This window comes from Microcoleus pseudofavosus SVA1_A4 (genome assembly GCF_036700565.1).
Taxonomy (GTDB): domain Bacteria; phylum Cyanobacteriota; class Cyanobacteriia; order Cyanobacteriales; family Microcoleaceae; genus Microcoleus.
Genome location: NZ_JAUBPE010000013.1, coordinates 45,886 through 69,632, shown reverse-complemented (window position 1 = coordinate 69,632; position 23,747 = coordinate 45,886). Strand labels below are relative to the sequence as shown.

The following is a 23,747-nucleotide window of genomic DNA, read 5'->3' as shown; positions in this document are numbered from 1 at the left end:
GTCTCTACAAACAAAGTCCTAGCGAGCGAGGGACTCGGAGAAAAGAGTGGTTTTATGTATAAAATGCAATTGCAGTTAGTGTTGGCTTTAATTTGGGCGATCGAGTCGGGATTGCCGATCGTAAATTGGACGTACTCTCCCATACAACAACAAATATCGAAAACACCTCAAACACCTCCAGATCCTAACACTACACCAGGGGGCGGACTCGATCCATCGAACTCATCTTGCAAAAAAACAAAACAGCCGCTAACTGCTTTGATTCCTCAGAAAAACTTAGGGTTAACAACTTCTGCACGTCCTACTTTTTGGTTTTACATTCCCTACGTTCGTGAAGATATACAAAGGGGAGGATTTGTACTGGTGAATCAAGACGAGAAAACTGTGATTTATGATACGATTTTTCAGTTGCCTCAAACTCCTGGAATTGTTAGCATCAGTATACCTTTATCCTCAGAATCGGCATTAGAAGAAAGTAAAACTTACCGTTGGTTTTTGAAAATATACTGTAATAAAAGAACTAATCGTGCAGATTTGGTTGTAGATGGATCGGTAAAGCGGGTGGAAATGACGGCGGAAACAGAGCGTTTGATTAATGCAGCCTCGCCTGATATTTGGTACGATTCATTGACTCGTTTAGGCGATTTGCTGCTCACTTCGCCACAAGATGAAAAATTGAAAAATGACTGGAATAAATTGTTAGAGTCTATTGGGAGAAAAGAGTTAAGTAAAGAACCGTTAGTTGGGCCAGTTGTAGAACTAGGCGGTTGAAACCGCATAACCTCTATATTGCAGGTTTGCAATGGGTACCCTACTAATATGAATTTCGGTGGCATCGAAATTCATATTACCCGAAATCAGGACACGGCAGTGCCGTGTCCCTACAATTCATCTGGCGTAGGGAAACGGCACTGCCGTGTCCTCGCTTATCATTCCGGCGCAACCGGAATTGATATAACTCCAAAAACTATGACATAAATCCCGATAATTCACAACCAATTACCAACCAAAATATATGTGCCCCAAATGTTAGGCGCAGGATATCTTTCAAACAGCGATTGCTGTGCAATATGCAGCGCTTTTGCCCTCGTCATTCCCGGTTTCGACAGTTCACCGTAAAACTTTAACATCAGTTCGGTATTCGGTGCATCCCGCGCTTCCCACAAGGTAGACAAAGTGCTCCGAGCTCCCGCACGGACGGCAATTCCTGCAAGTCCTAAAACTGCTCGGTTGTCTCCTGCTGCTGTTTGACAAGCACTCAAAACTAGCAGTTCAATGTTATTTGATTGCTCGGGTGTTTCGGTTTCGATTAAGTTGGCGATATCTTGACCTTTGAGGAGTTGTTTGTAAGCGACAATATAAGTTTCATCTGGATCTGAACTGAATTCGCCGTGAGTCTTGAGATGCACTGCTGAAAAGTTGCCTGTTTGCAAGTGATTCTGAATGTTGGCTTTGGTAAAGTTTGTGTCTAGCAAAGGTTTACTGGCGGGAACTTTCTTGGTAATCCCCTCTAATTCTTCTCTGAGTTTGTGGATGGTTTCAAAGCTTTTACCGTCAATGTTTTGCGGTTCACCTATGCCGCCGACGAAGACTTTTAGTTTTTGTTGTAGCGGTTGAGGTGCAAAAAGTTCGAGGCGCGGCGAAATGGCGATCGCATATTTATCTTCTACTAAATACTTCTCGGTTTTCGCGTTGTAAAGCACTGTCATCGGTATATTGCGCAAATTTCCGTCCAGTACAAATACTAATGTTTGAATTTGAGGGTTTTGCTTGAGTTGTGGTTCTAGCGGCTCGATCAACCATTTGTACAGTTTCTGCGATTCAGCTATTACCTTGTGAGTTTTTCCCTGTTCTCTCAAGTTTGATTGCAAGTTTTGCAGGGCTGTTTCTAGTGTTTTTCGAGAAACAGGAGTTTCGTAATATGCTAGCGGCTGTCCAGAAACTTGGAGAATAATTGCTATTCTGTTTTCTAGGATGATTGGATAAATCAAAGCGGCTTGCTTGTTGGCTATGCGATTTATTGGCAATGAAACCGAAACATTGCACCGCAGAAAATTTTCGATTTCTGCCAGTTGCAGCGCGTCTATTTGTGTAATTGCTTGTTCGAGATTTGCGGGATTTGGTTGAGTGTTTGCCTCGGTTGTCAAGAGTAAATCTACGAGTTCGCGGTAAACTGGTTCGGCGTTGTCTCGGAAGGAAAACTGCACGTCGGGATTGACGGCAATTAAATCTTTTCGCAGTGATTGGAGTGTTTCAACTGATGCTTGATACGCGCCGATCGCACTTTTTGCGTCTCCCTTACTTTTCACCGTCAATCTTCCCAACTGCCACTGCCACCGATAGGCAATATCCGCTGCTTGGATCGACTGTGCAATGCCTAAAGCTCGACTGGTTAATTGTTTAGCCTCGGATATCTGCCCGGTGACTTCATACAATTCGCCCAGACTGCCTTTGGCATAAGATTCTGCCCGCAAATTGCCTAATTTTTTAGCATCATTGGCGGCCGTTGCCAAGAGTTGAGCAACATAAATTAATGCGGGTTGTTCGATATTTTGACGCGGGGATTCGATCGCACAGCGGTTGACTGCGGGCGGGAAAGGCCATTTCATTGTATCGAGGTGCGGCTCGATGACTTGCACTGTCAAGCAAGCGAGACTTTCGGCAAAGTTGATGCGATCGTAAATCGATTGCGTACTGGCGGGCAAATTGTCAACTTTTGACTTGATTTGTTGCCACAAATTGCCGATATCTGAGTCGGGGAGATTGCTCACAAGCAGGCTCAGTTTATTTAATTTAGCTTGTAACTGTTCGGTTTGCCCAGAAGAGGCGATCGCCCTTTCGTAAAAATCTAAAGCTCGGTCATAATTAGGCCGAGCATCCTTCTTGATATCTTGTTGCCGCTTGCCGAAAGCTCGCTGAGTGTTTCCTAAACTGAGATACGCAGCACTGACAGCCGAATCGATCTGCAAGTTTTGGGCGGCGGCTAAACTGCGATTTAACATGATTTGTGAATTGTTCAAAGCACCAGTCAGCCGCAATACATCGCCTAAAATTTTCAACCCAGATGCGGCGATTTCACTGTTGAGCAAATTTTCAATAATTGCTTTTTCTGTCGGAGATATTTGGTTGTCCATTAAGTTGGAACAATCAAATTCAGCCAAATCTAAAATTGGGAGCAAAGTATTGCAAGCTTGGCGGTAAAGTCCGGCTGACTGTAGATTTTGGGCTGCGACAAGTTGGCGGCGGAATATTTCAGTTTTGCCGTTGACTTGAGCGGCGGCAATTTTCGCGAATACAGGTACTTGCACAGAGCACAAAAATGCTGTTAACGCTGCCAATAAACACCAAATTTTCCACTTTTTCATATTCATCTGTCTTAATTGTGGCACGGGCGCCATTGGCGGTTAAAAACTCCAAAATTTTTTGCAGTTTTCCTAATTTATTATCCAATTATTGTGACATATATCACCTACAGTCCTAAGTGATATGTAAATGTAGTTAATTATTTAGATAATTTTACAGTATGCGGTCGATCGCTTCTTCCTTCTCTTGTAGATAACTAAAACCTTCCTTCTTCCTTCTTACGGTATACATTGTGTGCGATCGCACCGTGCCAAGTGCGATCGCGAAGCCCTCGAAGAGGATCGCGAGCTGATCGGGGGATGCGTCTTAGTATTTCTTCACATATCATGCTTTCGGTCTATGATATATGCCTTATGGCGTCCTTGTGTTCAAAGCCCGTTACCGCGTACCGCTGATGAGTCAATCAACCAATTCACCGTTATCCCAACCAGTTTCTCGACGCACCGCCCTCAAATTCCTCGGAGTCGGTGCCGCAGGCGGGCTGCTGGGCTACTCTCGATTTTCCAAGCCAGAGCCCACCGTTTTTGTGCAAGATTCTCTTGACTTGCCGCGAATGCTGAATAACCGCAAAACCGTTGCAGTTGTAGGTGCAGGCTTGGCCGGGCTCGCCTGTGCTTACGAACTCTCCCAGCGGGGTTTCGCCGTGACGCTGCTCGACAAATCGCCCCAACTCGGCGGCAAAATTGCTAGTTGGCCGATACAAGTCGGGAACGAAACCTTCATGATGGAACACGGTTTCCACGGTTTTTTCCCACAATATTACAACCTCAAAAGTGTGGTTGAAGAACTAGAAATTACCGATAACTTTGTATCTTTAGAATCCTACGCCGTTGTGTTTCGAGACGGCAAATACAAACCAGAAGTTTTCCGTCCCAACCATTCAGCTTTTCCCTGGAATATAGTTGATTTGGGGATATCTTCTCCCAATCGGCTCAAGTGGGGAATCAATCTCACAAAACCCGCTCACTGGCAAGTGTTTCGAGAAATCGGCGGTTTTCAAACTCAAAAAACTTTCGATCGCCTCGACAATATATCAGTTTCCGACTGGGTAAAAGGTGAATTTCCGCGCGGACTTTATGACTTATATTTTCTGCCTTTTGCCAAGTCCAGCCTCAACGCTCCCGACGAATTGAGCGCGGGAGAATTAATGCAATTTTTCCACTTTTACTTTTTCGGAAATCCAGAAGGTTTGGCCTTCAACGGCACGCGGCAAGATATGGGAACGAGTTTGGTACAGCCTATTGCCAGAGCCATTGAAAGCAAAGGCGGCACAGTATTGACAGATGTCGCAGTCAGTGAAATTCGCTGGGAAAACGGTCAGATTGATTCTCTGAGTTACCAGTCGGGAGACGTGCAAAGTAAAATACCTTTTTGGGTAAAGCGAAACGCGCTGTTAACTGACAGCAACTCTACGGAATATTTCGGAGCTGGGGACAGCGTATTTGCCGCAGCACCATCCGGTAAAGAGGCAATTTCTCTGAGCTGCACTCACCAAGGCTGCACTGTTCAGAAACAGAACGACGGTCAATTTCACTGTCCTTGTCACGGCGCAGTTTTTGATGCCGAAGGGCGAGTTGTGAGCGGGCCTGCTCAGCGGGATTTGCCTCGATTTAAGGTAGTTGATAAAAAAGCAGATGAGGTACAGTTGGCCGCAGCGGTTAACCAATCGCAGCCGCAGAATGTGGGAGAAATATTGAGGGCTGATTACTATGTTTTTGCGGCGGATGTTCCGGGGATGCAGCATTTGTTTACCTTGGCCAGCGGTGAGGTGAATCCGCAGGTGCAGAGCCGGATTGAGAGCTTGAAAATAGCCGACCCGTTTGCGGTGTGCCGTTTTTGGTTCGATCGCGAATTTCCCTGGGTTCACAGCAATTTCAGTTCGCTTTCCGGCTACAAACTGACTGACAGTATCACGCTTTACCACAAAATTCAGGATCAGTTCATCGAGTGGAATCAGAAAACTGGCGGCAGCGTAGTGGAGTTGCACGCTTATTGTTACAAGGAGAAAGAATTTCCGAACCAGGAAGTTTTGCTTGCTACTTTTGAGCAAGAATTGTACGAAATTGTACCGGAATTAAAAGAGGCAAATATGCTGCACCGGGAACTGGTAAATCAAAAGAATTTCTCTGGATATCCGCCCGGTAGTTATGCAGAACGCCCGGAGACTTGCTGCGATGTTCCTAATCTTTTGTTTGCGGGAGATTGGGTAAAAATGCCGTTTCCTTGCGGTTTAATGGAAAGGGCGGTGAGCAGCGGTTTGTTGGCGGCTAATGCTATTTTATATCAGGAGGGTTTGCAAAGGCGATCGCTCTTGACGGTGAATCCCGAAGGCGTGCTGAAAATCTAAGGTTTGCAGTGAGGACTTTAGTCCTGAGATTTTTACGGCTAAAGTTTTCACTGCAAACACCTCGATCGCAGGATTAAGAGCGATCGCTCTGCTGAGGAGAGTTGGTAATATTAGTAACAATTCAGATCGGTTACGGTTTGCGGGTGTGGTTTCGGTGACGGTAAAAAGCAGAGCTTGCGAACCCAAAAAATATCTGCGTCGATCTGGGTGCATCTGCGGTTAAAATATTGAATGAGTATAAAGCAATAATAGATGCTGAAGAGTCACTGGAAAATTCGCAATAAATCTGTAATGTTTGATGCTTTTGCCACAGAATACGATTTCGCTGCCACTTTGCAAAGCAAGAACGATTTTTTTACTAAGAACCTATCGACCAGCAAAGGTACAGCATTAGATATTGGCTGCGGTTCGGGAATTCTGGCTTTTGAATTAGCCAAGTATTACGATCGTGTAGTGGCGGTCGATTTGTCAGAAAAACTGCTAGATATAGCCCGTCAAAAACGCCCCGCACCCAATATTGAGTACATCCAAATGGATGTCAGCAGCTTAGAACTCGATCGCCAATTCGATTTAATCGTTAGTGCCTCCACTTTTCACCATCTAAAACATCTGCCCAGCACACTCCAATCAATTAAAAAGATATTAAACCCGCACGGCAAAGTCGTTTTTTTAGATAATGTATCGGAAGTCGAAACACCTGCTACAATAGGCTACATAGTAGGTGCTGCGAGAGATTATATTCCCGACTGTTCCCAATACGGATTTCGCAATGCTTCAAGATTATTAAAATTTAGATTATCGCCTGGGTGGTTGAAGCATTTAGCCAGCGACAGGTATTTGTCAGAACGGCAATTTAAAAAGATTTACGGTCGTTGCTTTCCCGGCTGTTATTTTGTAAAATTGGGTTGTTTTATGGGCGTAATTTGGGAACATTTATAATGCAAAACAACGCGATAAAATCGGTATCTGCAAGGGGAGAAAAAACTCACATCCGCGAGTTGGGCATTAATCTCGATCGGTGGTATGCAGTAGCCCGCAGCACGGAGGTGCAAACTAAGCCCGTCGCTGCGAAAATCTGGAATCGGGCGATCGTGCTTTTCCGCGACAGTGCAGGCAAAATCAACGCTTTAGAAGACAGGTGTCCGCACCGGCAAGTTAAACTCAGCCACGGCCAAGTTAAAGGAGACTTAATCGAATGCGCTTACCACGGATGGCGGTTAAATGCAAGGGGAGAATGCGCTGAAGTCGATTATTTAGCAGAAAATCAACAACTGCCTAACTGCAAAATTTGCTCCTATCCAGTCAAGGAACAAAACGGTTTTATCTGGCTGTTTCCCGGCGACGAAACCCAAGCCGAAAAAATAGATTTACTGGATTTGCCAGAGTGGGAACATCTCAATTATATTGCCACTGTTTCAGTCATCGACTGTCAGGCACACTATTCATTTTTAATTGAAAACTTGATGGATATGTACCACGGACATTTGCACGATGATTGGCAAGCTTGGGCAAATCCGGTGTTAGATACTTTAGAAGAAGATGAGCATCAAGTAACTGCTCGCTATCAGGCACAAAGTTATTATAAAATAGATAAAATTTGGTCAATTTCTCAGTTGTTTTTTAAGTCCTTGCGCCGACTGCACCCGGAACCCCTGGATGTGAGTTATGTTTACCCGCACTGGGTTTCAACTTTGGGGAGCGATTTTAAGATTTACTGCTTGGTTTGTCCGGTTAGCGAGACGGCAACTCGCGCTTATTTAATTCATTTTACCTCATTAAATGCGTTTTGGCGGCTGCACAAATTGCCTGTTTGGTTTCGCAGGTTTATTAAAGATAGTTTGTTCGGTGCTGCTCAAAAGTTATTAGATGGTTTGGTGCGGCAGGATGTGTTAATGATTGAAGAAGAACAACAGGCTTTTTTGCAGAATTCGGAAAGAAAGAGTTACGAATTAAATCGGGCTTTGGGAAGCGTGCAAAAGTTGATGAGAAGTCAGGCAAAAAATGGGTAATTCAGTCGCAGAGTCAAACCTGCACAGGCTAATATGTATATTTCAAAAAAATCATGGAAGTACAACCGAGGGAAATTCAGCGTTATATTATAAGTGACGGCAGAGTTCCTTTTGCTGAGTGGATAGATTCCCTGCGCGATCGCAATACCAGAGCTAAAATTAACAATAGGCTGAAACGAGTAAGTCTTGGCAATCTGGGAGATTACCGGTCAGTAGGAGGAGGGGTTTTTGAATTTAGGATTGACTGGGGGCCAGGCTACCGCGTCTACTTCGGACAAATCGGATTAACAATTGTGCTTCTCCTCTGCGGGGGCGATAAAAGCACTCAAGATATAGACATCCTCAAGGCTAAGGAGTATTGGGCAGAATATGAAGAACGCGATCGCGCAAACCAGTGATAGCTGGCTGAACGCACTAATTGAATCTCTAAAAAACCCCGCAGAAGCTGCGGCTTATCTGAGTGTGGCTTTAGAAGCAGAATCACCGGATTCTCAACTGCTGCGGGCGGAAATTCAAGACGTAATTGATGCACGTTTGCTGGCGAACAATCTTTCAAAGCAAGCTAAAGTACATCACGAGAAACTCGATCGAATGGTTTCGGAAAGTGGCGCTTCTGAAATTTACACTTTAATCGCCTTATTGGATGCGTTAGGATTTAGGCTAACAGTTACTTTAAAAGAAGATGAATTGGCGATCGGGGAATGAAACGATCGCAATTCATCTGCGTTAATCTGCGTTAATCTGCCTGTATATGCGGTTAAAAAAATCTAAATTCCGCCAGCACAAACTTTACTTTTTAGGACGCTGCTGCTGGTAAACTTTGACAACTTTCTCCGCAAAAGTAGCAGTTGCGCCACTTTTGCAAGCTGCGGATTCCCCTGTCATCCACCAGCAAGCGGCGCGGCGTACAGCGGTTAATTCATTGTTGCTGCTAGCTTTGTATTCGTCGCGCAGCAAATCGCGCACGATACAGGTAACAATTGATTTGGCTTTTGTCGCGTCGGCCTCAAATTGTTGCGGTGTTAAATCTTGTTTGGTACAGAATTTTGCCCAGCGGGAAATATTGTTCGGTAAAACTTGCCACTGACTGTACATTCCGTCATTTGTGGTTTGTGGTGGCGCGGCTTGTCGCAGTGCTTCTACGAGGGCGGAAACTTGCGCGTCGGTGACTGGTTGCGCTGCTGCTGGAAGTGCTTGCAATCCGAGGCTAATTATCAGGCTGCCGAATAGTAGATTGGTTTTTGCGATCGATTTAAAATTCATTCACAATGCCCTGTTTGATTTAAACTTTGTTTCCTCAAACAAGGTTTACTATTTTGTCGGTAGAATGCCTCTGTCTTAAGTATGATTTGCCCACTTAATGCACTGTCATCGCACTTACGATAGGAATTGTCAATCAATTACGATAAAATTATGGAAGTACAAGCTAGGGAAATTCGCAACTACCTGAGAGCAGATGGGACAAATCCTTTTGAAGATTGGTATAACTCGCTCCGGGATACCACAGGCAAAAATAGGATTCGGTTAAGGCTTAAGCGAGTCATGACTGGTAATCTAGGAGATTGTAAGTCCGTCGGAGAAGGAGTTTTTGAACTCAAAATTGACTTTGGCCCTGGATATCGGCTTTACTTTGGACAAGTCGGGCTGACAATTGTACTTCTGCTAATAGGTGGAGATAAGAGCACTCAAGAGCGAGATATTGGCAAAGCTATTCAATATTGGAGAGACTATGAAAGACGTGAAAGCACCAACGAGTAGGAGTTACCAAGAATTTCTGCTCGAATCTCTGAGAAATGCCCAAGAAGCAGCAGGTTATATCGAGGTGACATTGACTGAAGCAAGCGATGAACCTAAATTGCTCCAAATGGTACTCAAAGATGTTGTAGATTCTCGGCTAAAGTTCAACAATTTATCAGAGTCAGCTCAACTTCAATGGGAAAAGCTTGATAAGATGCTTTCAGAAAGTGCTGGTTCGGAAATTTTCTGTTTTGTAGAATTGCTCCAAGCGTTAGGATTTAAACTAGAAATTAATAGGGCAGATATTGAGTTGTCTGCTGAATGTACTACCGATCGCCCTACGATAGAAATTGCCGATCGACTGCGATAAAATTATGGAAGTACAACGAGAGAGAAATTCAATGAAAATGCCTACCAGCGATAGCTACCGCGAGTCCCTAATTGAATCTCTCAAAGATGCCGAACACGCTGGTGGTTTTATCGGGGCTATCTTGGAAGAAAAAGACCCTGAACATGAACTGCTCAGAAATGCAATCAGAAAGGTAATTGAGGCTCGGATGAGGATCAATGCTCTTTCTAAGTCGGCTAAGCAGCATCATGAAAAGCTTGACAAGATGCTGACAGCAAGTGGTGGTTCGGAAATTTTCTGCTTTGTAGAATTGCTGGAAGCGTTAGGATTTAAACTAGGAATTAATATGGCTGATATTGAGTTGTCTGCTGAATGTACTGCCGATCGCCCTACGATAGAAATTGCCGATCGGCTGCGATAAAATTATGGAAGTACAACCCAGGGAAATTACAAGTTACGGTACATCAGATGGCAAATTTCCTTTCGACGAATGGCTTGATTCCGTCCGCGATCGGAATGTCAGAGTTAGAATCAAGTCTAGGCTTGACCGAGTTCAACAAGGCAATCTCGGAGATATCAAGTCAGTAGGAGAAGGAGTTTTTGAACTCAGAATTAATTATGGCCCGGGCTACCGCGTCTACTTCGGACAAGTTGGGTTGACAGTGGTGGTCATCCTGGTAGCCGGAGATAAAAGCACTCAAGAACAAGATATTCGACAAGCCATAGCATACTGGAAAGATTATGAAAGACGTGAAAGCACCGACAAGTCATAGCTACCGCGAGTACCTAATTGAATCTCTCAAAGAGGCTGAAGAAGCTGCTGGTTACATCGGGGCTATTTTGGAAGAAAAAGACCCTGAACCCGCACTTTTGAGAAATGCCATCAGAAATGTGATTGAGGCTAAAATCAGGATGAATGCTCTTTCGGAGTCAGCAAAAGAACTTCACGAAAAACTCGATAAGATGCTGACTGAAAGCGGCGGTTCGGAAATTTACAGTTTGGTAGAATTGCTCGAAGCGTTAGGATTTAAACTAGAAATTACTGTCGCAGATATTGAGTTGTCGGCTGACTCGGAATCAACGGAGATTGGGGAATCAGAATTATCGCCCGAACCAGTTAATGCCAGTTAATGAGTAAATCGCGCCCTCATATCAATTCCGGCTGCACTCCTTATGATATAGAGGAAACGGCAGTGCCGTGTCCCTACAATTGATCGTGGTAGGGACACGGCACTGCTGTGTCCTCCGTTTATATTATTCCGATGCTAACGGAATTGATATCACCCTTCCCTCACAAAATCAAACAAGCGATGAGCCATTTCTAGTTTGCTGCAAGGTGCTATTTCTACTTGCTTGCCGGCGGCATTAATTAATATTGCTTGATTGGTATTGCTCCCGAAACCTGCACCTATTTTGTCGATCGGGTTTGCAGCAATTACATCCAGTTTCTTTGCCCGCAATTTCTCCAAAGCAGGCTTGACAATATCCCCAGTTTGTGCTGCAAACCCGATTAATTTTTGGTGCGACTGTTTCAATTTTCCCAACTCTGCCACAATATCGGCTACCGGTGTCAAAGGCAAACAATTCGGGAGCGATCGCTTCGGCAATTTTTCACTGCTGTACTCAGCCGGTCTGACATCCGCTACCGCCGCCGCCATCACCGTCAAATCCGCATCGTGAAAGCATTGCAGCATCGCCTGCCGCATTTCTTGTGCACTCGTAACTGCGATCGCCCGCACACCTGAGAGCGGCAATTCGCCAGTTATACTGTGTACCAGCGTCACTGTCGCGCCGCGGTGCAGTGCAGCTTGCGCCAAAGCTATGCCCATTTTGCCGCTGGAAGGATTGCCGATAAACCGCACCGGATCGAGGTGTTCCCGCGTTCCTCCCGCACCGATTAACACCCGCTTACCTGCTAAATCTCGATCGCCCTTGGCATACAACAGCGATTCAATATGAGGCAAAATCTCACCAGGTTCTGCCATGCGGCCGACACCCGCGCGATCGCACGCCAGCATTCCCGCCCCCGGATTCGCAGCATGATAGCGCCGATAAGTCAACACTTCCCGCCAATTTCGCTGCACCGCCGGCTGTTCCCACATATCCGTATTCATCGCCGGTGCCAGCAAAATTGGGCAAGTAGAAGCTAAGACAGTATTAGTCAGCAAATTATCAGCAAAACCCCCCGCCAACTTAGCCAAAGTATTAGCCGTCAGGGGAGCAATAACAAAAACTTCCGCCCATTCTCCGAGTTGAATGTGCAGGGGGCGGCCGTGACTTGCTTGCCAAAAATCTTTGTCCGTAAAAGCAGGATGGCGGCAAAGAGTAGCAAAAGTCAAAGGCGTTACAAACTCCCCGGCCGCATCAGTAAGAATAACTTTAACTTCCGCTCCAGCTTTCGCTAAAGTTGAAACTACTTCGCAAACTTTGTAAGCCGCAATCCCGCCGCTAACGCCGATTAAAATTCGTCTGCCCTTCATGTCATATTAAATCCGGTAACATCGGAATTGTACTATAGTGCGAGCGTCCCGCTCGCTAAAAAGATATAAGCAAGCGAGCGAGACGCTCGCACTGCACTCCGAAAATTATTATGCCGATAGAAACGGAAACGATGTCATTTTCTCATCAGGACTTGCACAAATACTTTCATCAACCTGTTTTTTTACCAATATCTATCGGGCATCACGCCGTATTTTTGTCAAAAACCCGATCGATGGGCCGGTCATTTGTGCATAAAAAAAAATCAAGAAAGAAGTTAAGATGAAAATAGACAAAAATCCATAACTCATCTGTTCAATTTACAACAAAATATGCTGTTAACTTCTTCCTCAATTCTGTCGAAATTTTTGAGCTAGATTTTTAAGCCTATGCTTCGTCGTAGGCTTCCATATCCAGAAGGTGGAGATAAGGTTCAACCATCTCCGGCCGCTGAAAGGCAAGCGATCGCAACAAATGCCAATCATTCAATCCCTCAAAAGGATCTGTATAATCGTCAACTTCCAAGCGGACAGCCAATTCTGCCACGTCCTGAGAAGTAAGTACAGCAATATCGCGCGATGCTTTGGTTAAAGTTTTCATTTTTTTCCCCTGCCCGAGACTTCCGCCATACTATATCCTAAGCCTTTAATCAGATTTCGACACAGTTTCTACAACAAAACTTCGCATTACATCTACAACTTCCGGCAGAATCTCGTGTCCCATGTTGAATTCTCGATACTGCACAGCAGCTCCCCAAGCAGTCAAACTGTCGCGCGATCGCACAGCAGCACTAACGGGCACAATAGTATCTTGAGTACCGTGCACGATTAAAACAGGCGGCAAAGCACTCCCAGCAACTGGCGAAATCGGGTGTAAATAACCGCTCAGACAAATTAAACTGGCTGCGGGCAAAGTCAATCCCACATCTAGAGTCATCGCTCCGCCTTGAGAAAAACCGCCTAAAATCGTGCGAGACAAAGGCACGCCCGTGCTGTTTTCCAAAGACAGCAAAAATTCCCTCAGCAATTGCCGGCTTTCTACCAATCCCCGAGCATCTTTGTTTTGAAGGTCATACCACGCTTTGCCGCCCGTTACGTGGGGATGGGGAAACGGGGCATCGGGAAACACAAACTGATAATCCGGCAAATTGAAAGCCGGTGCTAAGGAAGTCAAATCCCGCGCATTAGCACCCCATCCGTGCAAAGCGACAATCAAAGCGACAGGTTTGCCGGTTCTTGGCGGAATGCTAATAGATTGTAAAGACATCGTAATTAGTAATTGGTAATCGGGCCTTGCGAAAATTATAAATTGTTGCGGCGGGTAAAACCCCAGATATTTGTTTTGGGCGAGATTTGACTCGAAATTAGGACGCGCTTGCCAATAATTCCAACTGTTAACAGTTAACTGTAGGGTGCGCCTCGCCGCACCTCATATCAAATCCGGTGCCAGAGGAATTAATATTACCCACAGTCAGACACGGCAGTGCCGTGTCCCTACAATTAATCGGGGGATAGTTACATCTCCAGGTGAGAGCGCGATCGTTTTGGGGTAGTCAGGACACGGCAGTGCCGTGTCCCTACAATTAATCGGGTGATAGTTACATCCCAGGGGAGAGCGCGATCGTTTTGGGGCGCAAGAAACGGCAGTGCCGTGTCCGACCTTGCTTACAAAACAGTGCCTATTTCCTTCAAATAAACCCGCGTAAACGGTTCCCCATCCCCCAGACTGTACTGTTCGATCAACCCTTGGCGGCGAATAGAAATACTACTTCCTTCCCTCACCACAACAGTATCGTCATCAGTGCTTTCTCTAACCAAAATCATCTCGCTTTCCCCCGGATTGTCCAGCACCACCATATTGCTGCCCCGATAAAACATTCCCTCAGCTTCCAAAACATCTTCGGGATATTCAGCAATCAACAAATCTAGCTTGGGATTGCGCAGCAAAGTTTGCACGTTAAGATTGTAATTCTTATTCAAAACTTTTTCAGAACGGTTGACAAAAAGTCCAGCGCGACAAACAGCACCTATTGTCCAATCGGGATGCTGCAACAGAATGTGGTCGATTGTTTCTTGCAGTTCGTGCACCGAAATTCGATTGAAAGTAATAATCGGAATTCTGGCTGATTTTCCCGAGTCAAAGAAAGTTTCGATAATATGCGAAGGCACATCAACCCCTTCTCCGACAGCCGGGTTTAGGTGCATAAAAATTCCCGGCGCGGCATTAATTTCGAGAATCCCAAAATTGCCTGTTTTCCAAGATTTGGCGAGAGTTTCTGTTACCACATCAACCCCCAAACAAGTTAACCGAAAATGTAGGGCGATATCTTGAGCCAAAACAATGTTATCGGGGTGAATAGTGCGGGTAGCGTCGATGCTGACGCCGCCTGCGGAAAGATTGGCGACCTTGCGCAGAGCAACAGTACGATCGCCCTCTAGCACGCTATCCAATGACAGCCCTTGTTCTTCCAGATACATTTCCATCGCTTCGTCGGACTGAATTTTGCTCATCGCCGAAGTTGGCGTATCCAAACGTTCGGGTTTGCGGTTTTCACGGCGGATCAATTCGCGAATTGTTGAGTCGCCGTCCCCTGTTACCGAAGCGGGCCGGCGTTCAGTTGCAGACACAAATTTGCCGTCAACGCACAGCAGCCTAAAATCCGATCCTTTGATGCTGTTTTCCACAATTACTCGCACCGGTGCTGTTTCGGGAATTGCCTTAACTGCTCTTTTAAAAGCCGCCTGCAATTCCTCAGCATCTCGGACATCTGCTGTTACGCCAATTCCTTTATGACCGACTACTGGTTTGATAGCAACTGGGTAGCCAATTTCTCTAGCAACTGCCAGAGCTCCGTTTTCTGTGGAGACAATATCGCCTTTGGGAACAGGAAATCCTAATGTAGCGAGAAAAGCTTTACAATCGTCTTTGCGCGTGGTAAAATCTGAGTCTAAATGGCTGTCAGAATCAAAGGTAGTTGCAGAGCCGCGAACCAGTTTTTTGCCGTACCCGTATTGCATCAATCCTTCATCCCACAAATAAAATGCGGGAATGCCTTTTTGGGATGCCGATCGCATTAACGAATAAACTGTCGGGCCTCCGTAAACAGACTGCCGGAACATATTTTGCAGCGCGCCCATTTGTGCTTCCAAGGGGAAATCTTGATTTTGCTCGATCGCTTCAAACCAATCCCAAACAGCGTAAACTACGGCTCTGGCGCTGCGGGCGTGAAGTGCTTCTATGCTGATTCTGTTAAACTGAGAAAACGGCTTGACGTTCCAGTGTTGGAAGTGCAAACCCATGTCGAGTTTTGCTACTTCTGAGCAGGTACGGCCGAACAGTTGGGCGTGGTTCGAGAAAGTTTCGTGCAGCAGTTGCGGGTAGCGATCGCCGATAATTGCATGGTAATCTGCGATCGGCTTTGGCTCGCTCGCGCCCGTCACCGCCCAATCGAAAACTAAAGCCGCTGTTTCTAAATAAGGGTTTGGCCCAATATAGTGTTTGAAGTTGAAAACATCAAAAACATCGGTTTTTCGAGCATTGACGCGGGCTGTATCGGTGCTTTTTTCTTGCAGCATTTTCTAACCTCCTTTTAGCTAACTTTTTACGTTAACTTTATTGTCGGTGCATGGGATACTACCTGCGGGCATAGATATTGCACTGCTCAGTTGAGACAAATACTCCGGCCAATTCTGCCTTGGGGAGTGTCCGAGGGGGAGTGGGGAGAGTGGGGAGAGGGGGAGAGTCGGAAAATCTTCCTTTTTCCTTCAACATCTGACTAATGACTGATGACTCATGACTAATGACTGATGACTCATGACTGCTTCCTTCCCTTCAGAAAAAAAGCTATAACTTTTGAGAGGTACAGCGCCCACTTAAATTGTTTATGACTGTGAAAGAGGATTTAAGAGGCAGCCAATTATGAAAATCGCACAAACTGCTCTCAGGGATCAAGTTCACCAATTAGCTGAGGAAGCATTTCACCGGAAGCTGATTTCTGGGTACGGCGACGGTCAAAACAGCAACGAATATCAGATTGTCTGGAACGGCAAACCCAGACACCTGCCTTTAGAACGGGCGCGTACAGTATTGAGCAATTTGATCGATCGATCGCACTAACGGGCGATCGGACTAATGTAGGAGTTACGCTCATCAAACCGGTTTCTTGGAAAAATAAAAGGAGGATGGCGAAGTATCTACGAAGAAACCGAGTTGATGAGCCCGCCCACGTAAGTCCTGATAAATTCAACTCATTTTTTGACCCACCTCTATCCTGTTAGGGGGGGTTAAGTTTTTTTTAGCAAAAACATCGTTACAGCCCGGGGGAAGAGCTAACAAACCCCAGAACGCTTGAGTTGTGTGCATCCCGAACTCATAGTCAGATGATGTTTTGTATCTATATATACCTTTTGGTAGTTTCCGACAATAAAAATGTTATGTTTTAGTGAAATATAATGAATTAAGAGCGGAGATAATATGGGGATCAGCGAAAACAAGGGGAAATTGCTAATTATTGGCGGTGCCGAAGACAAAGAGGGGGAGTGCAAAATTCTGCGGGAATTCTTGCGGTGCGCCGGAGGCACTAAAGCCCACATTGTGATCATGACGGCTGCAACCAGCTTGCCGGGAGAAGTAGGAGATAATTACATCCGAGTGTTTAAGCGACTTGGCGCTGAAGATGTGCGAGTTGTTGACACCCAAAAACCCGAAGATGCCAACAATCCAGATTATTTAGAAGCGATACAACAAGCCACTGGCATATTCTTTACCGGCGGAGAGCAAGCGCGGATTATTAACTGCTTGAAAGACACCATACTCGACATAGCTATGCACAAACGCTACTCCGAAGGGATTATCATTGGCGGCACCAGTGCCGGGGCGGCGATGATGCCAGACATGATGATTATTGAAGGAGACTCCGAGACAAATCCCCGCGTTGAGGTAGTAGCAATGGGCCCGGGAATGGGTTTCCTTCCCAATGTTGTCATCGACCAGCATTTCGCCCAGCGAGGTCGTCTGGGACGCTTAGTTACCGCACTCTTGCTGCAACCGGCCGTGTTGGGATTTGGTATTGACGAAAATACAGCTATTTTAGTCAGCGGTGACGAGTTGGAAGTTATTGGCGAAAGCGCTGTAACTGTCATCGACGAGTCGGAAAAACTCCACGACAATATGGATGGACTGTTGAAGGATGAGGGTTTGGCGATTTGCGGCGCCAAGTTGCACATCCTCCCCCACGGATACCGGTTTAACTTGAAAACTCGCCAGCCGGTGCTCAATAACGTAGCAACTACAGCAGACAGGGAAAGGGCGATCGCCTAACTTACCGCTTCAACAAAGTATAGGGTAAAAAAACCCGTTTCTGCGTCCAAAACGAAAAAAGAAGAGGTGAAATCCTCTTCTTTTTTTGCTGCGGTTTCTAGTTTCTCAAGCACTTTTCTGTTCGCCAAAAATCGACTGCTGCCCTTCTTCAGTCGATATTAAATTCCACCCTTGAACTCTCAGCTTCTGATATGTTGCCCATCCCTTAGAACCGCCCGGTTCCCGGTAATCGGATACAGCAAACTGCGGAAAAGCTGTATAAGGCCGCCACCCTTGACGGGCTTCGGTACGCAAGTGCAATATCTTTTCTCCATTGCGTCCTAATCTGGGCAACCAACACATTTGTTTTAGCATTTTTAACACTCCAGAGTTTTACAGTAACGGTAATTCGCCAATATCCCAAATTAAACTTTTAGAACCCTAGAGTCGCTGCTCGGAATATCTAACGGGTAACAGGGAAGGATGAGATTTTCACCGATTACCAATTACTGAGGTAGCAGCAGTCGTTTAAGCTGATTTGGGTTCGGGAAAGTTGACCAGTGAAAGACTATAAAACAAGTGCGGCCCCGGCATAAGCAAAAATAATCATTGCTGTTCTCGGCTCAAACTTGACTTAAAGTCGATCGCGCGAAAATCCAGTTGAATAAAGCATTCATTTTTCTGGTTTCCCTTGCCTTCCAATTACAAGCCGATCCTCCCCTCTTCCGCTTAAAATGACATCTTTCTACGGTATTAGCTCTGTCAGCTAAAAAATGTTCCTTTAGTTACATATATTAAATATTTATCACGATTTATCTAGTTATCAAAAGTTAAATTACTTTTCATAAACAGCGCTTAATAATTTTTAGTAACTTTAACTACAATTTAGATTTAAATCTGGTCTCCTGGTGCTTATGGGCGCACCTTACTCAATCGCTAGGGTGTCTACTACTAAATCAGTAGCGTGCGGCCATAAGCACCTGACAACATAAGAGTTACAGGTTTAACTCTTAAGAACGATGGCGAAAGATTTGCAAAATGGTAAAAATGAATACTAATCACAGTTATAAGTTCTGCAAACAAGGTATTCATGGCCGCTGCAATTGAATTTAAACTCTTCGCTCCCAACAACAAAGCAGCTACAGTGCTCGGCTCGTTTTCCAAATAGGAAAAAATTGCCTTAGAAAAAGATGACAGAGGTTATTTCCGCACTAAAATTCAGTTAGAAGACGGTATTTATCAATACAAATTCTGAGTTCAATCGCAAAGTCCCTGTTGTGAACCCGACGAATGGGTAGAAGTCAACGATCCCTACGCTACTCAAATTGACCGCACCACTAATACAAGTACAATTCGCATCCAAGCAGGGGCGCGAATTATTGATAGCTATTGTTTGGCAGCACGACGACAAAAAACTCCCCGAAAATGAAGAATTAGTTATTTACGAACTGCACGTTGCTGATTTTTCCGGTCCCGATGGTTCCGAAAGTGGCGGTAAATTCCAGCAGGTTATCGAGAAATTAGATTATCTGTGCGATTTGGGGATAAATGCGATCGAACTAATGCCAGTTAATGAATATCCGGGCGATTATAGCTGGGGCTACAAAGCCCGCGATTTCTTTGCTGTAGAGTCCAGCTACGGTGCAACCGCAGATTTGAAGCAATTGATTGACGAGTGCCACGGACGGGGCATTCGGGCGATCCTGGACGGCATTTACAACCACTGCGATCGAGAATGTCCCTTATTGCTAATCGATCGCAATTATTGGTACTACCGCGACAAACACTATCCCGAAGATCCCGCTAACTACTGGGGCCGGGAGTTTAACTGCGAAAACTTCGACGCAAAACTCGGCATCCGTCCCGCTTGGAAATTCATCGGCGATGTCGTTAATTTCTGGATTCTTGAATATCATATCGACGGCATTCGCCCCAGATGCAGTGCGGCAGTTAGACAATCGAGATTTCCTGCACTGGATAACTCGCGAAGCGAAAAAAACCGCCGGCAACAAGCCATTTTACAACATAGCAAAACACATTCCCGAACTTCCCGAACTCGTGGCTGCGGACGGGCCGATGGACGGGTGCTGGCACGAAAGTTTTCGGATTTTTGCCATGGAAAATCTCGCGGGGAATAGTTTCGATATCGAAAAGCTCAAGCAAGTTCTGGATGCCAAACAACAAGGCTATCAAAAGGCAACTAATGTTATCAATTATTTAGCCAGCCACGACCACTTGCTGGCGGAAGCAAGCTTTCGGACTCTCGACCGAAAAGCTGCTTTTAAACGAGCTAAATTGGGAGCGGTTTTGTTAGTGACAGCAGTAGGAATACCGATGCTGTGGATGGGCGAAGAGTTTGGACAATCCACTCGGCAAACTCCCAACCAGCCGAATAAACTGCAATGGTCTTTATTGAAAAATCAACCAAATCATGACTTGGTGGAATACTACAAACACGTGATTCGGCTGCGGGAAAACTTGCCGGCACTTGACACCGAAAATATTGAATTACTCCACGAAAATGCCGAAGCAAAAGTGCTCGCGTACTACCGCTGGAGCGATGAGGGAACGCGAGCTGTAGCGGTCGCCAATTTTTCGGATACTTATCTATCTAATTACTGCATTCCTAACTTTCCGGCTGCGGGAACTTGGCAGGAGTGGATCTACAACAAAATCCTACAAGTTGGGGAAGAAGGCTTTAAGTTTGATTTGCCGGAATGGTCAGCGCAGGTATTTGTTTGAGAGCAGGAGAATTTATGTCTCCAGGCAGATGATCGGCGAAGTCGTACAACATTAAATGGTATTTAGGACTGGCGAACAAAACTCAATAAACCGGGTTTTTATACCGGGGCGGATGGCTGAAACGATACTTTTTTGTAAAAAAATCCGGTTTCTGCGTCCTTGACTGCCATCGTAATTCCTGGTATTGAGAATAACAATTGCACGGCGACGTGCCAACTGTCAATTAACACAAACTTTGTGGGAGGAAAAACTCTATGGGCTGGTTAAAAAGATTGTTTGGTTTAGAAAAACTTGAAAATCAAGAAAATGTGGCAGCTCCTGCTTACCAAGCACCTGTAGCTCAACCTGCTGCGAGCGCTCCTGCTCAACCTGCTGCTAGCGCTCAGACAGTTCCGGCGGAACGCATGGGATTGAATGGAGAATACGATGAAAGCGGTTTAGCTAAACGGGTGGCTCAGGCTTTTGATGCAAATCCAGATGTTGCAGATATTGAGACTGTTTATGTGGCTCAACATGGCACTACGGTGGTTCTCAAAGGTACAGTTCCCGATCAGGAAATTGTCAACAAGTTGGTGACAATTGCTAAAGGTGTCAAGGGTGCAACTGGGGTGGAAACTAATCAAGTTACTGTCGGTTAGCGCCACGGTTGTTTATAACGCAATACGCTTGGGTTAAGGAAAATTGTAGCGAAAATGTTGGGCGGAGTGAAACGGAGGGTTCGTTCACTCGTGCCCAACCGTAGCGCGATCGGTTTTTTTAGCACTAACTGAACCGTATTGGTTTATAACGGTTAACGGTTAAGGGTTAACCGTTTTTTTGACTTATCTTGCTAGACCTAAAAAATATGACCGGGGAAACCTTAGAACCTACTCGCGGAAAATTAGAACGGAGTCTTGCGCAGGGTATTCAAGCTTTGTACCGCTCTTTATTCGGACACCAAACGAGTCAGGCGCTCTGCAATCTTTTGAGATAATAAATTGATAATTGCGATCGAAAATGCGATTACTCAACCAGAAAAACTCTTGGCTCAATACGGTCAAGGAGCTTTGGCTTCGCAGGTGCGAGCGCAACTAGAATCTGTTCTGGAATTGCAACTGAAAGACTTAATCAAAGAGGTTTTGGGTGTGGGAGTGACTGATTTGCTCAGCGATGCGACTTTGGAGACTGGCCGCACCGGAACGATCGCAATTTTGGAGTCTGCACCTAAAAGTTCGCGATGCGAGTTATAAATCTAAAACTCAATTAGAAACGGCTGGCTGACAGTTGAGGTGGTGGCGGATAATAGTTTCTAAATCCTTGATGTTAAAAGGTTTGGAAAGGTATTCAACGCAGCCGGCTTGGAGAATCCGATCGCGGTCTTCTGTTTTTGCTAGTGCTGTGACAGCCACAATCGGAATATGTCTGAGAGCGGGGTTTTTTCTGATGCGTTTTACTAATTCTATACCGTCTATATCCGGCAGGCAAATGTCGAGTACGATTAGGTCGGGAGGTCGATCGGCTGCTGCAGAAAGAGCTGCGTACCCGTCAACGGCTCCCACGCACTCGCAGCCGAACAAATCGAGTATTTGTGTCATCAGCTCTAAGTTGTCGTGATTGTCGTCTACAGCCAAAACTAAAGGACGGTTGTAAACCGGCGGTAAACCGCTATTTAAAGAAGATTCCAAATCCTTAATCCAATTCGGGTAGTTCATAAATGCCGTGGGAAAAACGATCTAAAAACGAGCGAACTAAAATTTTTTTCCAGAGACCTTCCTCAAGTGGCACTCGGGCACTTGAAACAGATTGGCTCGTATTTGTAGCTCTCAGATGGCCAGTTTCCGGTATAACCAGATTGTACAATATCGTTGCAAGCTGGGACCAAGACGACCGCAGTCGATCGCATAGCATCTGCTTAATTGTACCTATCCCAGCGCCATTTACCAACTTAGGCGCTATAGGTACGTCAGCCTTGGTAACAACACGCAATAAATACGGAAAATATTACCAATAAACTATCCTAGCTTAATAGCATTGAAGAGGGGCGGCAGCTTTTCAGGATACTCACCAGATTAAACCTGGGTTCCCCTACATGGATCTATCTAGAGGAAGATTTTAGCGGCCACTTAATTTTCACAACTTCCACCTGCTGAGAGATACTTGTTGCTCTGGTTTAGACTTCAATGTTTTTAAGTAGTAATCATCACATTTTTACCAAGTAAAAAAATTCAGTTTTTACTTGAGCTTTACCGGATATTAACCTAGGAGCTTTAAATGACAATTCCAATCAGAGACGACCTGACTTACATTTTGCTCAAAAAGATTGGCAGCGGAAACGGCAGGGGAGAGTCGGAAATTAGGAACGCAGCCGAAGAATATGTCGGTCACCAGGTGCCGGAAGCGGAATTGCTCGGTCATTTGGACTACCTCAACCAAAGGGAATTTATCAAAGCGGAATTTAGCGGTGAGCCTTACGGAGGCGCTGAGTTATTGCCGCCTTTAGTCGCATTTCAAGAAGCTGATTTAACGGAAAAAGGCCGCAAACTGTTACAGAAAATGGAGACGAATCCTCCTAAGTCTCTGCACCAAGAAGGGTCAGCAGTTCCTATCGCTTCAAAGGATATGCCGTTTTTGGAAAAAGTGATGGTAAACGGTCACTTGGAGGATATTTTTGATGCCCGCGACATTACCGAAATAGTGTACCGGGTCATGCGCGATGTGATGACAAAAGAAGCCATCGAGCACGTGGAATCTGAATTGCACAAAGAAGTTTTGCCTACGGATGACAAAACCCTGCAACAAGAAATAGCAGACCTCTGGAAAGATACCAATCCGCTGGTGGGATTGCTGAGCCGGATACGTCAACCTTTGACCGGCGAGCCTGCACCTTTGGGGATCGATGGCAATTTGTTTGCACGGAGGGTGGAACTAGAAGGCGCACTTCCTTCAGGAGTAAAACCGGAAACTGCGATCGCGGCTGTATTTTCGGCAACGAAGGATGAGTTGTCCGAGGAGCGAATTCAGGAAATAGCGGGCTTTTTGCCGGACAGAATTCGGGGAATTTGGGAGTCGGCTTAACGCAATATTTCCGGGTATAAATACTTACAAGCCGGGTTGACGAACTTATTCTGCGCTCTTAAGCCAGAATGCTGTTACGTCAACCCAGTTTCTCTATATCTCTTGCCTTGTAATTCTGAAAGTATTTTTTAGTCAGGACGAAAGTCCCGATCGAACTCGATCGAGCTTTCGTCCTCACTACTGGTTCGATCGCTCCTTCCTTGCCTTGTAACTGCTGTGAGGAACCCGGTTTCTCACCGAAATTTGTCGAGCAACCAGAAATATCCCCAGAAACCAAGTTTCTCGCTGCGTGGTTGGGTAAATCCCCTAGAAGTGGCGAAAATGTTGTAGTCTATAATACAGGGCGAGTGAAGACTGTGGCTCGAAAAGA

At 45.5% G+C, this 23,747-nt stretch carries 27 protein-coding genes; 18 read left to right on the top strand and 9 right to left on the bottom strand.

The features are described from left to right. The first annotated feature begins 54 nt into the window (after window positions 1–54). Entirely contained in the window at window positions 55–771 is a 717-nt protein-coding gene (locus QUA02_RS08285; protein WP_333026619.1) for a DUF928 domain-containing protein, read from the top strand. A 218-nt stretch (window positions 772–989) separates the two neighbouring features. Here QUA02_RS08285 and QUA02_RS08280 read toward each other — a convergent pair whose 3' ends face one another. Beyond that, on the bottom strand, window positions 990–3,365 hold the full coding sequence (locus tag QUA02_RS08280; protein WP_333026618.1) for a CHAT domain-containing protein: 2,376 nt from the start codon (window positions 3,363–3,365) through the stop codon (window positions 990–992). Window positions 3,366–3,757: 392 nt separating this feature from the next. On the opposite strand from QUA02_RS08280, the gene QUA02_RS08275 reads away from it, so the two are divergent. The 5 genes from QUA02_RS08275 to QUA02_RS08255 all read left to right on the top strand — a co-directional run bounded on the left by QUA02_RS08275 (window position 3,758) and on the right by QUA02_RS08255 (window position 8,424). Further along, complete coding sequence (locus QUA02_RS08275) at window positions 3,758–5,710, top strand: FAD-dependent oxidoreductase (protein WP_333026617.1); 1,953 nt, start codon at window positions 3,758–3,760, stop codon at window positions 5,708–5,710. A gap of 252 nt (window positions 5,711–5,962) precedes the next feature. Further along, window positions 5,963–6,649, top strand: coding sequence for a class I SAM-dependent methyltransferase (locus tag QUA02_RS08270; RefSeq protein WP_333026615.1), 687 nt, complete (start codon window positions 5,963–5,965; stop codon window positions 6,647–6,649). Then, window positions 6,649–7,719, top strand: coding sequence for an aromatic ring-hydroxylating dioxygenase subunit alpha (locus QUA02_RS08265; protein ID WP_333026614.1), 1,071 nt, complete (start codon window positions 6,649–6,651; stop codon window positions 7,717–7,719). The genes QUA02_RS08270 and QUA02_RS08265 overlap by 1 nt, the downstream gene beginning before the upstream one ends. A 53-nt stretch (window positions 7,720–7,772) precedes the next feature. Continuing rightward, window positions 7,773–8,117 (top strand): type II toxin-antitoxin system RelE/ParE family toxin, encoded by a 345-nt coding sequence (locus tag QUA02_RS08260; RefSeq protein WP_333026613.1) that lies wholly within the window; start codon window positions 7,773–7,775, stop codon window positions 8,115–8,117. After that, complete coding sequence (locus QUA02_RS08255) at window positions 8,089–8,424, top strand: helix-turn-helix domain-containing transcriptional regulator (protein ID WP_333026612.1); 336 nt, start codon at window positions 8,089–8,091, stop codon at window positions 8,422–8,424. Before QUA02_RS08260 ends, QUA02_RS08255 begins: the two co-directional genes overlap by 29 nt. A gap of 84 nt (window positions 8,425–8,508) precedes the next feature. Here QUA02_RS08255 and QUA02_RS08250 read toward each other — a convergent pair whose 3' ends face one another. Further along, window positions 8,509–8,982: a hypothetical protein gene (locus tag QUA02_RS08250; protein ID WP_333026611.1), complete on the bottom strand. Its 474-nt coding sequence runs from the start codon at window positions 8,980–8,982 to the stop codon at window positions 8,509–8,511. Window positions 8,983–9,132: 150 nt separating this feature from the next. On the opposite strand from QUA02_RS08250, the gene QUA02_RS08245 reads away from it, so the two are divergent. The 5 genes from QUA02_RS08245 to QUA02_RS08225 are packed head-to-tail and all read left to right on the top strand — an operon-like array spanning window position 9,133 to window position 10,936. Continuing rightward, complete coding sequence (locus QUA02_RS08245; RefSeq protein ID WP_333026610.1) at window positions 9,133–9,477, top strand: type II toxin-antitoxin system RelE/ParE family toxin; 345 nt, start codon at window positions 9,133–9,135, stop codon at window positions 9,475–9,477. Continuing rightward, entirely contained in the window at window positions 9,449–9,826 is a 378-nt protein-coding gene (locus QUA02_RS08240; protein ID WP_333026608.1) for a helix-turn-helix domain-containing transcriptional regulator, read from the top strand. The genes QUA02_RS08245 and QUA02_RS08240 overlap by 29 nt, the downstream gene beginning before the upstream one ends. Before the next feature lie 31 nt (window positions 9,827–9,857). Further along, window positions 9,858–10,226 (top strand): helix-turn-helix domain-containing transcriptional regulator, encoded by a 369-nt coding sequence (locus tag QUA02_RS08235; RefSeq protein ID WP_333026606.1) that lies wholly within the window; start codon window positions 9,858–9,860, stop codon window positions 10,224–10,226. Between the two features lie 4 nt (window positions 10,227–10,230). Then, complete coding sequence (locus QUA02_RS08230) at window positions 10,231–10,578, top strand: type II toxin-antitoxin system RelE/ParE family toxin (RefSeq protein ID WP_333026605.1); 348 nt, start codon at window positions 10,231–10,233, stop codon at window positions 10,576–10,578. After that, window positions 10,547–10,936, top strand: a complete 390-nt coding sequence (locus QUA02_RS08225) for a helix-turn-helix domain-containing transcriptional regulator (RefSeq protein WP_333026604.1) — start codon at window positions 10,547–10,549, stop codon at window positions 10,934–10,936. Before QUA02_RS08230 ends, QUA02_RS08225 begins: the two co-directional genes overlap by 32 nt. A gap of 149 nt (window positions 10,937–11,085) precedes the next feature. Here QUA02_RS08225 and coaBC read toward each other — a convergent pair whose 3' ends face one another. The 4 genes from coaBC to QUA02_RS08205 all read right to left on the bottom strand — a co-directional run bounded on the left by coaBC (window position 11,086) and on the right by QUA02_RS08205 (window position 15,858). Beyond that, window positions 11,086–12,285, bottom strand: a complete 1,200-nt coding sequence (coaBC, locus tag QUA02_RS08220; protein WP_333026602.1) for a bifunctional phosphopantothenoylcysteine decarboxylase/phosphopantothenate--cysteine ligase CoaBC — start codon at window positions 12,283–12,285, stop codon at window positions 11,086–11,088. Between the two features lie 385 nt (window positions 12,286–12,670). Further along, a complete protein-coding gene (gene isiD / locus QUA02_RS08215) occupies window positions 12,671–12,883 on the bottom strand; it encodes a protein IsiD (RefSeq protein WP_106150386.1) in 213 nt (70 codons plus the stop codon). Window positions 12,884–12,928: 45 nt separating this feature from the next. Next, window positions 12,929–13,549 (bottom strand): alpha/beta hydrolase, encoded by a 621-nt coding sequence (locus QUA02_RS08210; RefSeq protein ID WP_333026601.1) that lies wholly within the window; start codon window positions 13,547–13,549, stop codon window positions 12,929–12,931. A 398-nt stretch (window positions 13,550–13,947) separates the two neighbouring features. Then, window positions 13,948–15,858, bottom strand: coding sequence for an ATP-binding protein (locus QUA02_RS08205; RefSeq protein ID WP_333026599.1), 1,911 nt, complete (start codon window positions 15,856–15,858; stop codon window positions 13,948–13,950). A 343-nt stretch (window positions 15,859–16,201) separates the two neighbouring features. Between QUA02_RS08205 and QUA02_RS08200 the strand changes: the two genes are divergently transcribed. Next, window positions 16,202–16,399: a hypothetical protein gene (locus tag QUA02_RS08200; protein WP_333026598.1), complete on the top strand. Its 198-nt coding sequence runs from the start codon at window positions 16,202–16,204 to the stop codon at window positions 16,397–16,399. 357 nt (window positions 16,400–16,756) lie between these two features. Then, window positions 16,757–17,602: a cyanophycinase gene (locus tag QUA02_RS08195; protein WP_333026596.1), complete on the top strand. Its 846-nt coding sequence runs from the start codon at window positions 16,757–16,759 to the stop codon at window positions 17,600–17,602. 105 nt (window positions 17,603–17,707) lie between these two features. Here QUA02_RS08195 and QUA02_RS08190 read toward each other — a convergent pair whose 3' ends face one another. After that, window positions 17,708–17,956 (bottom strand): hypothetical protein, encoded by a 249-nt coding sequence (locus QUA02_RS08190; RefSeq protein WP_333026594.1) that lies wholly within the window; start codon window positions 17,954–17,956, stop codon window positions 17,708–17,710. Between the two features lie 1,004 nt (window positions 17,957–18,960). On the opposite strand from QUA02_RS08190, the gene QUA02_RS08185 reads away from it, so the two are divergent. From QUA02_RS08185 to QUA02_RS08170, 4 genes are all read left to right on the top strand, one after another. Further along, window positions 18,961–19,719 (top strand): alpha-amylase family glycosyl hydrolase, encoded by a 759-nt coding sequence (locus tag QUA02_RS08185; protein ID WP_333026593.1) that lies wholly within the window; start codon window positions 18,961–18,963, stop codon window positions 19,717–19,719. After that, a complete protein-coding gene (locus QUA02_RS08180; RefSeq protein ID WP_333026591.1) occupies window positions 19,697–20,323 on the top strand; it encodes an alpha-amylase family protein in 627 nt (208 codons plus the stop codon). Before QUA02_RS08185 ends, QUA02_RS08180 begins: the two co-directional genes overlap by 23 nt. 254 nt (window positions 20,324–20,577) lie before the next feature. Then, complete coding sequence (locus QUA02_RS08175; RefSeq protein WP_333026590.1) at window positions 20,578–20,961, top strand: BON domain-containing protein; 384 nt, start codon at window positions 20,578–20,580, stop codon at window positions 20,959–20,961. A gap of 339 nt (window positions 20,962–21,300) precedes the next feature. Next, window positions 21,301–21,552: a Na-translocating system protein MpsC family protein gene (locus QUA02_RS08170; protein WP_333026588.1), complete on the top strand. Its 252-nt coding sequence runs from the start codon at window positions 21,301–21,303 to the stop codon at window positions 21,550–21,552. 9 nt (window positions 21,553–21,561) lie between these two features. Here the strand turns inward: QUA02_RS08170 and QUA02_RS08165 are convergent, their stop codons facing one another. Beyond that, entirely contained in the window at window positions 21,562–22,014 is a 453-nt protein-coding gene (locus tag QUA02_RS08165) for a response regulator (RefSeq protein WP_333026587.1), read from the bottom strand. A gap of 559 nt (window positions 22,015–22,573) precedes the next feature. On the opposite strand from QUA02_RS08165, the gene QUA02_RS08160 reads away from it, so the two are divergent. Next, window positions 22,574–23,377: a DUF2267 domain-containing protein gene (locus QUA02_RS08160; protein ID WP_333026586.1), complete on the top strand. Its 804-nt coding sequence runs from the start codon at window positions 22,574–22,576 to the stop codon at window positions 23,375–23,377. 79 nt (window positions 23,378–23,456) lie between these two features. Here the strand turns inward: QUA02_RS08160 and QUA02_RS08155 are convergent, their stop codons facing one another. Further along, window positions 23,457–23,654: a hypothetical protein gene (locus tag QUA02_RS08155; protein WP_333026585.1), complete on the bottom strand. Its 198-nt coding sequence runs from the start codon at window positions 23,652–23,654 to the stop codon at window positions 23,457–23,459. Window positions 23,655–23,747: the final 93 nt, after the last annotated feature.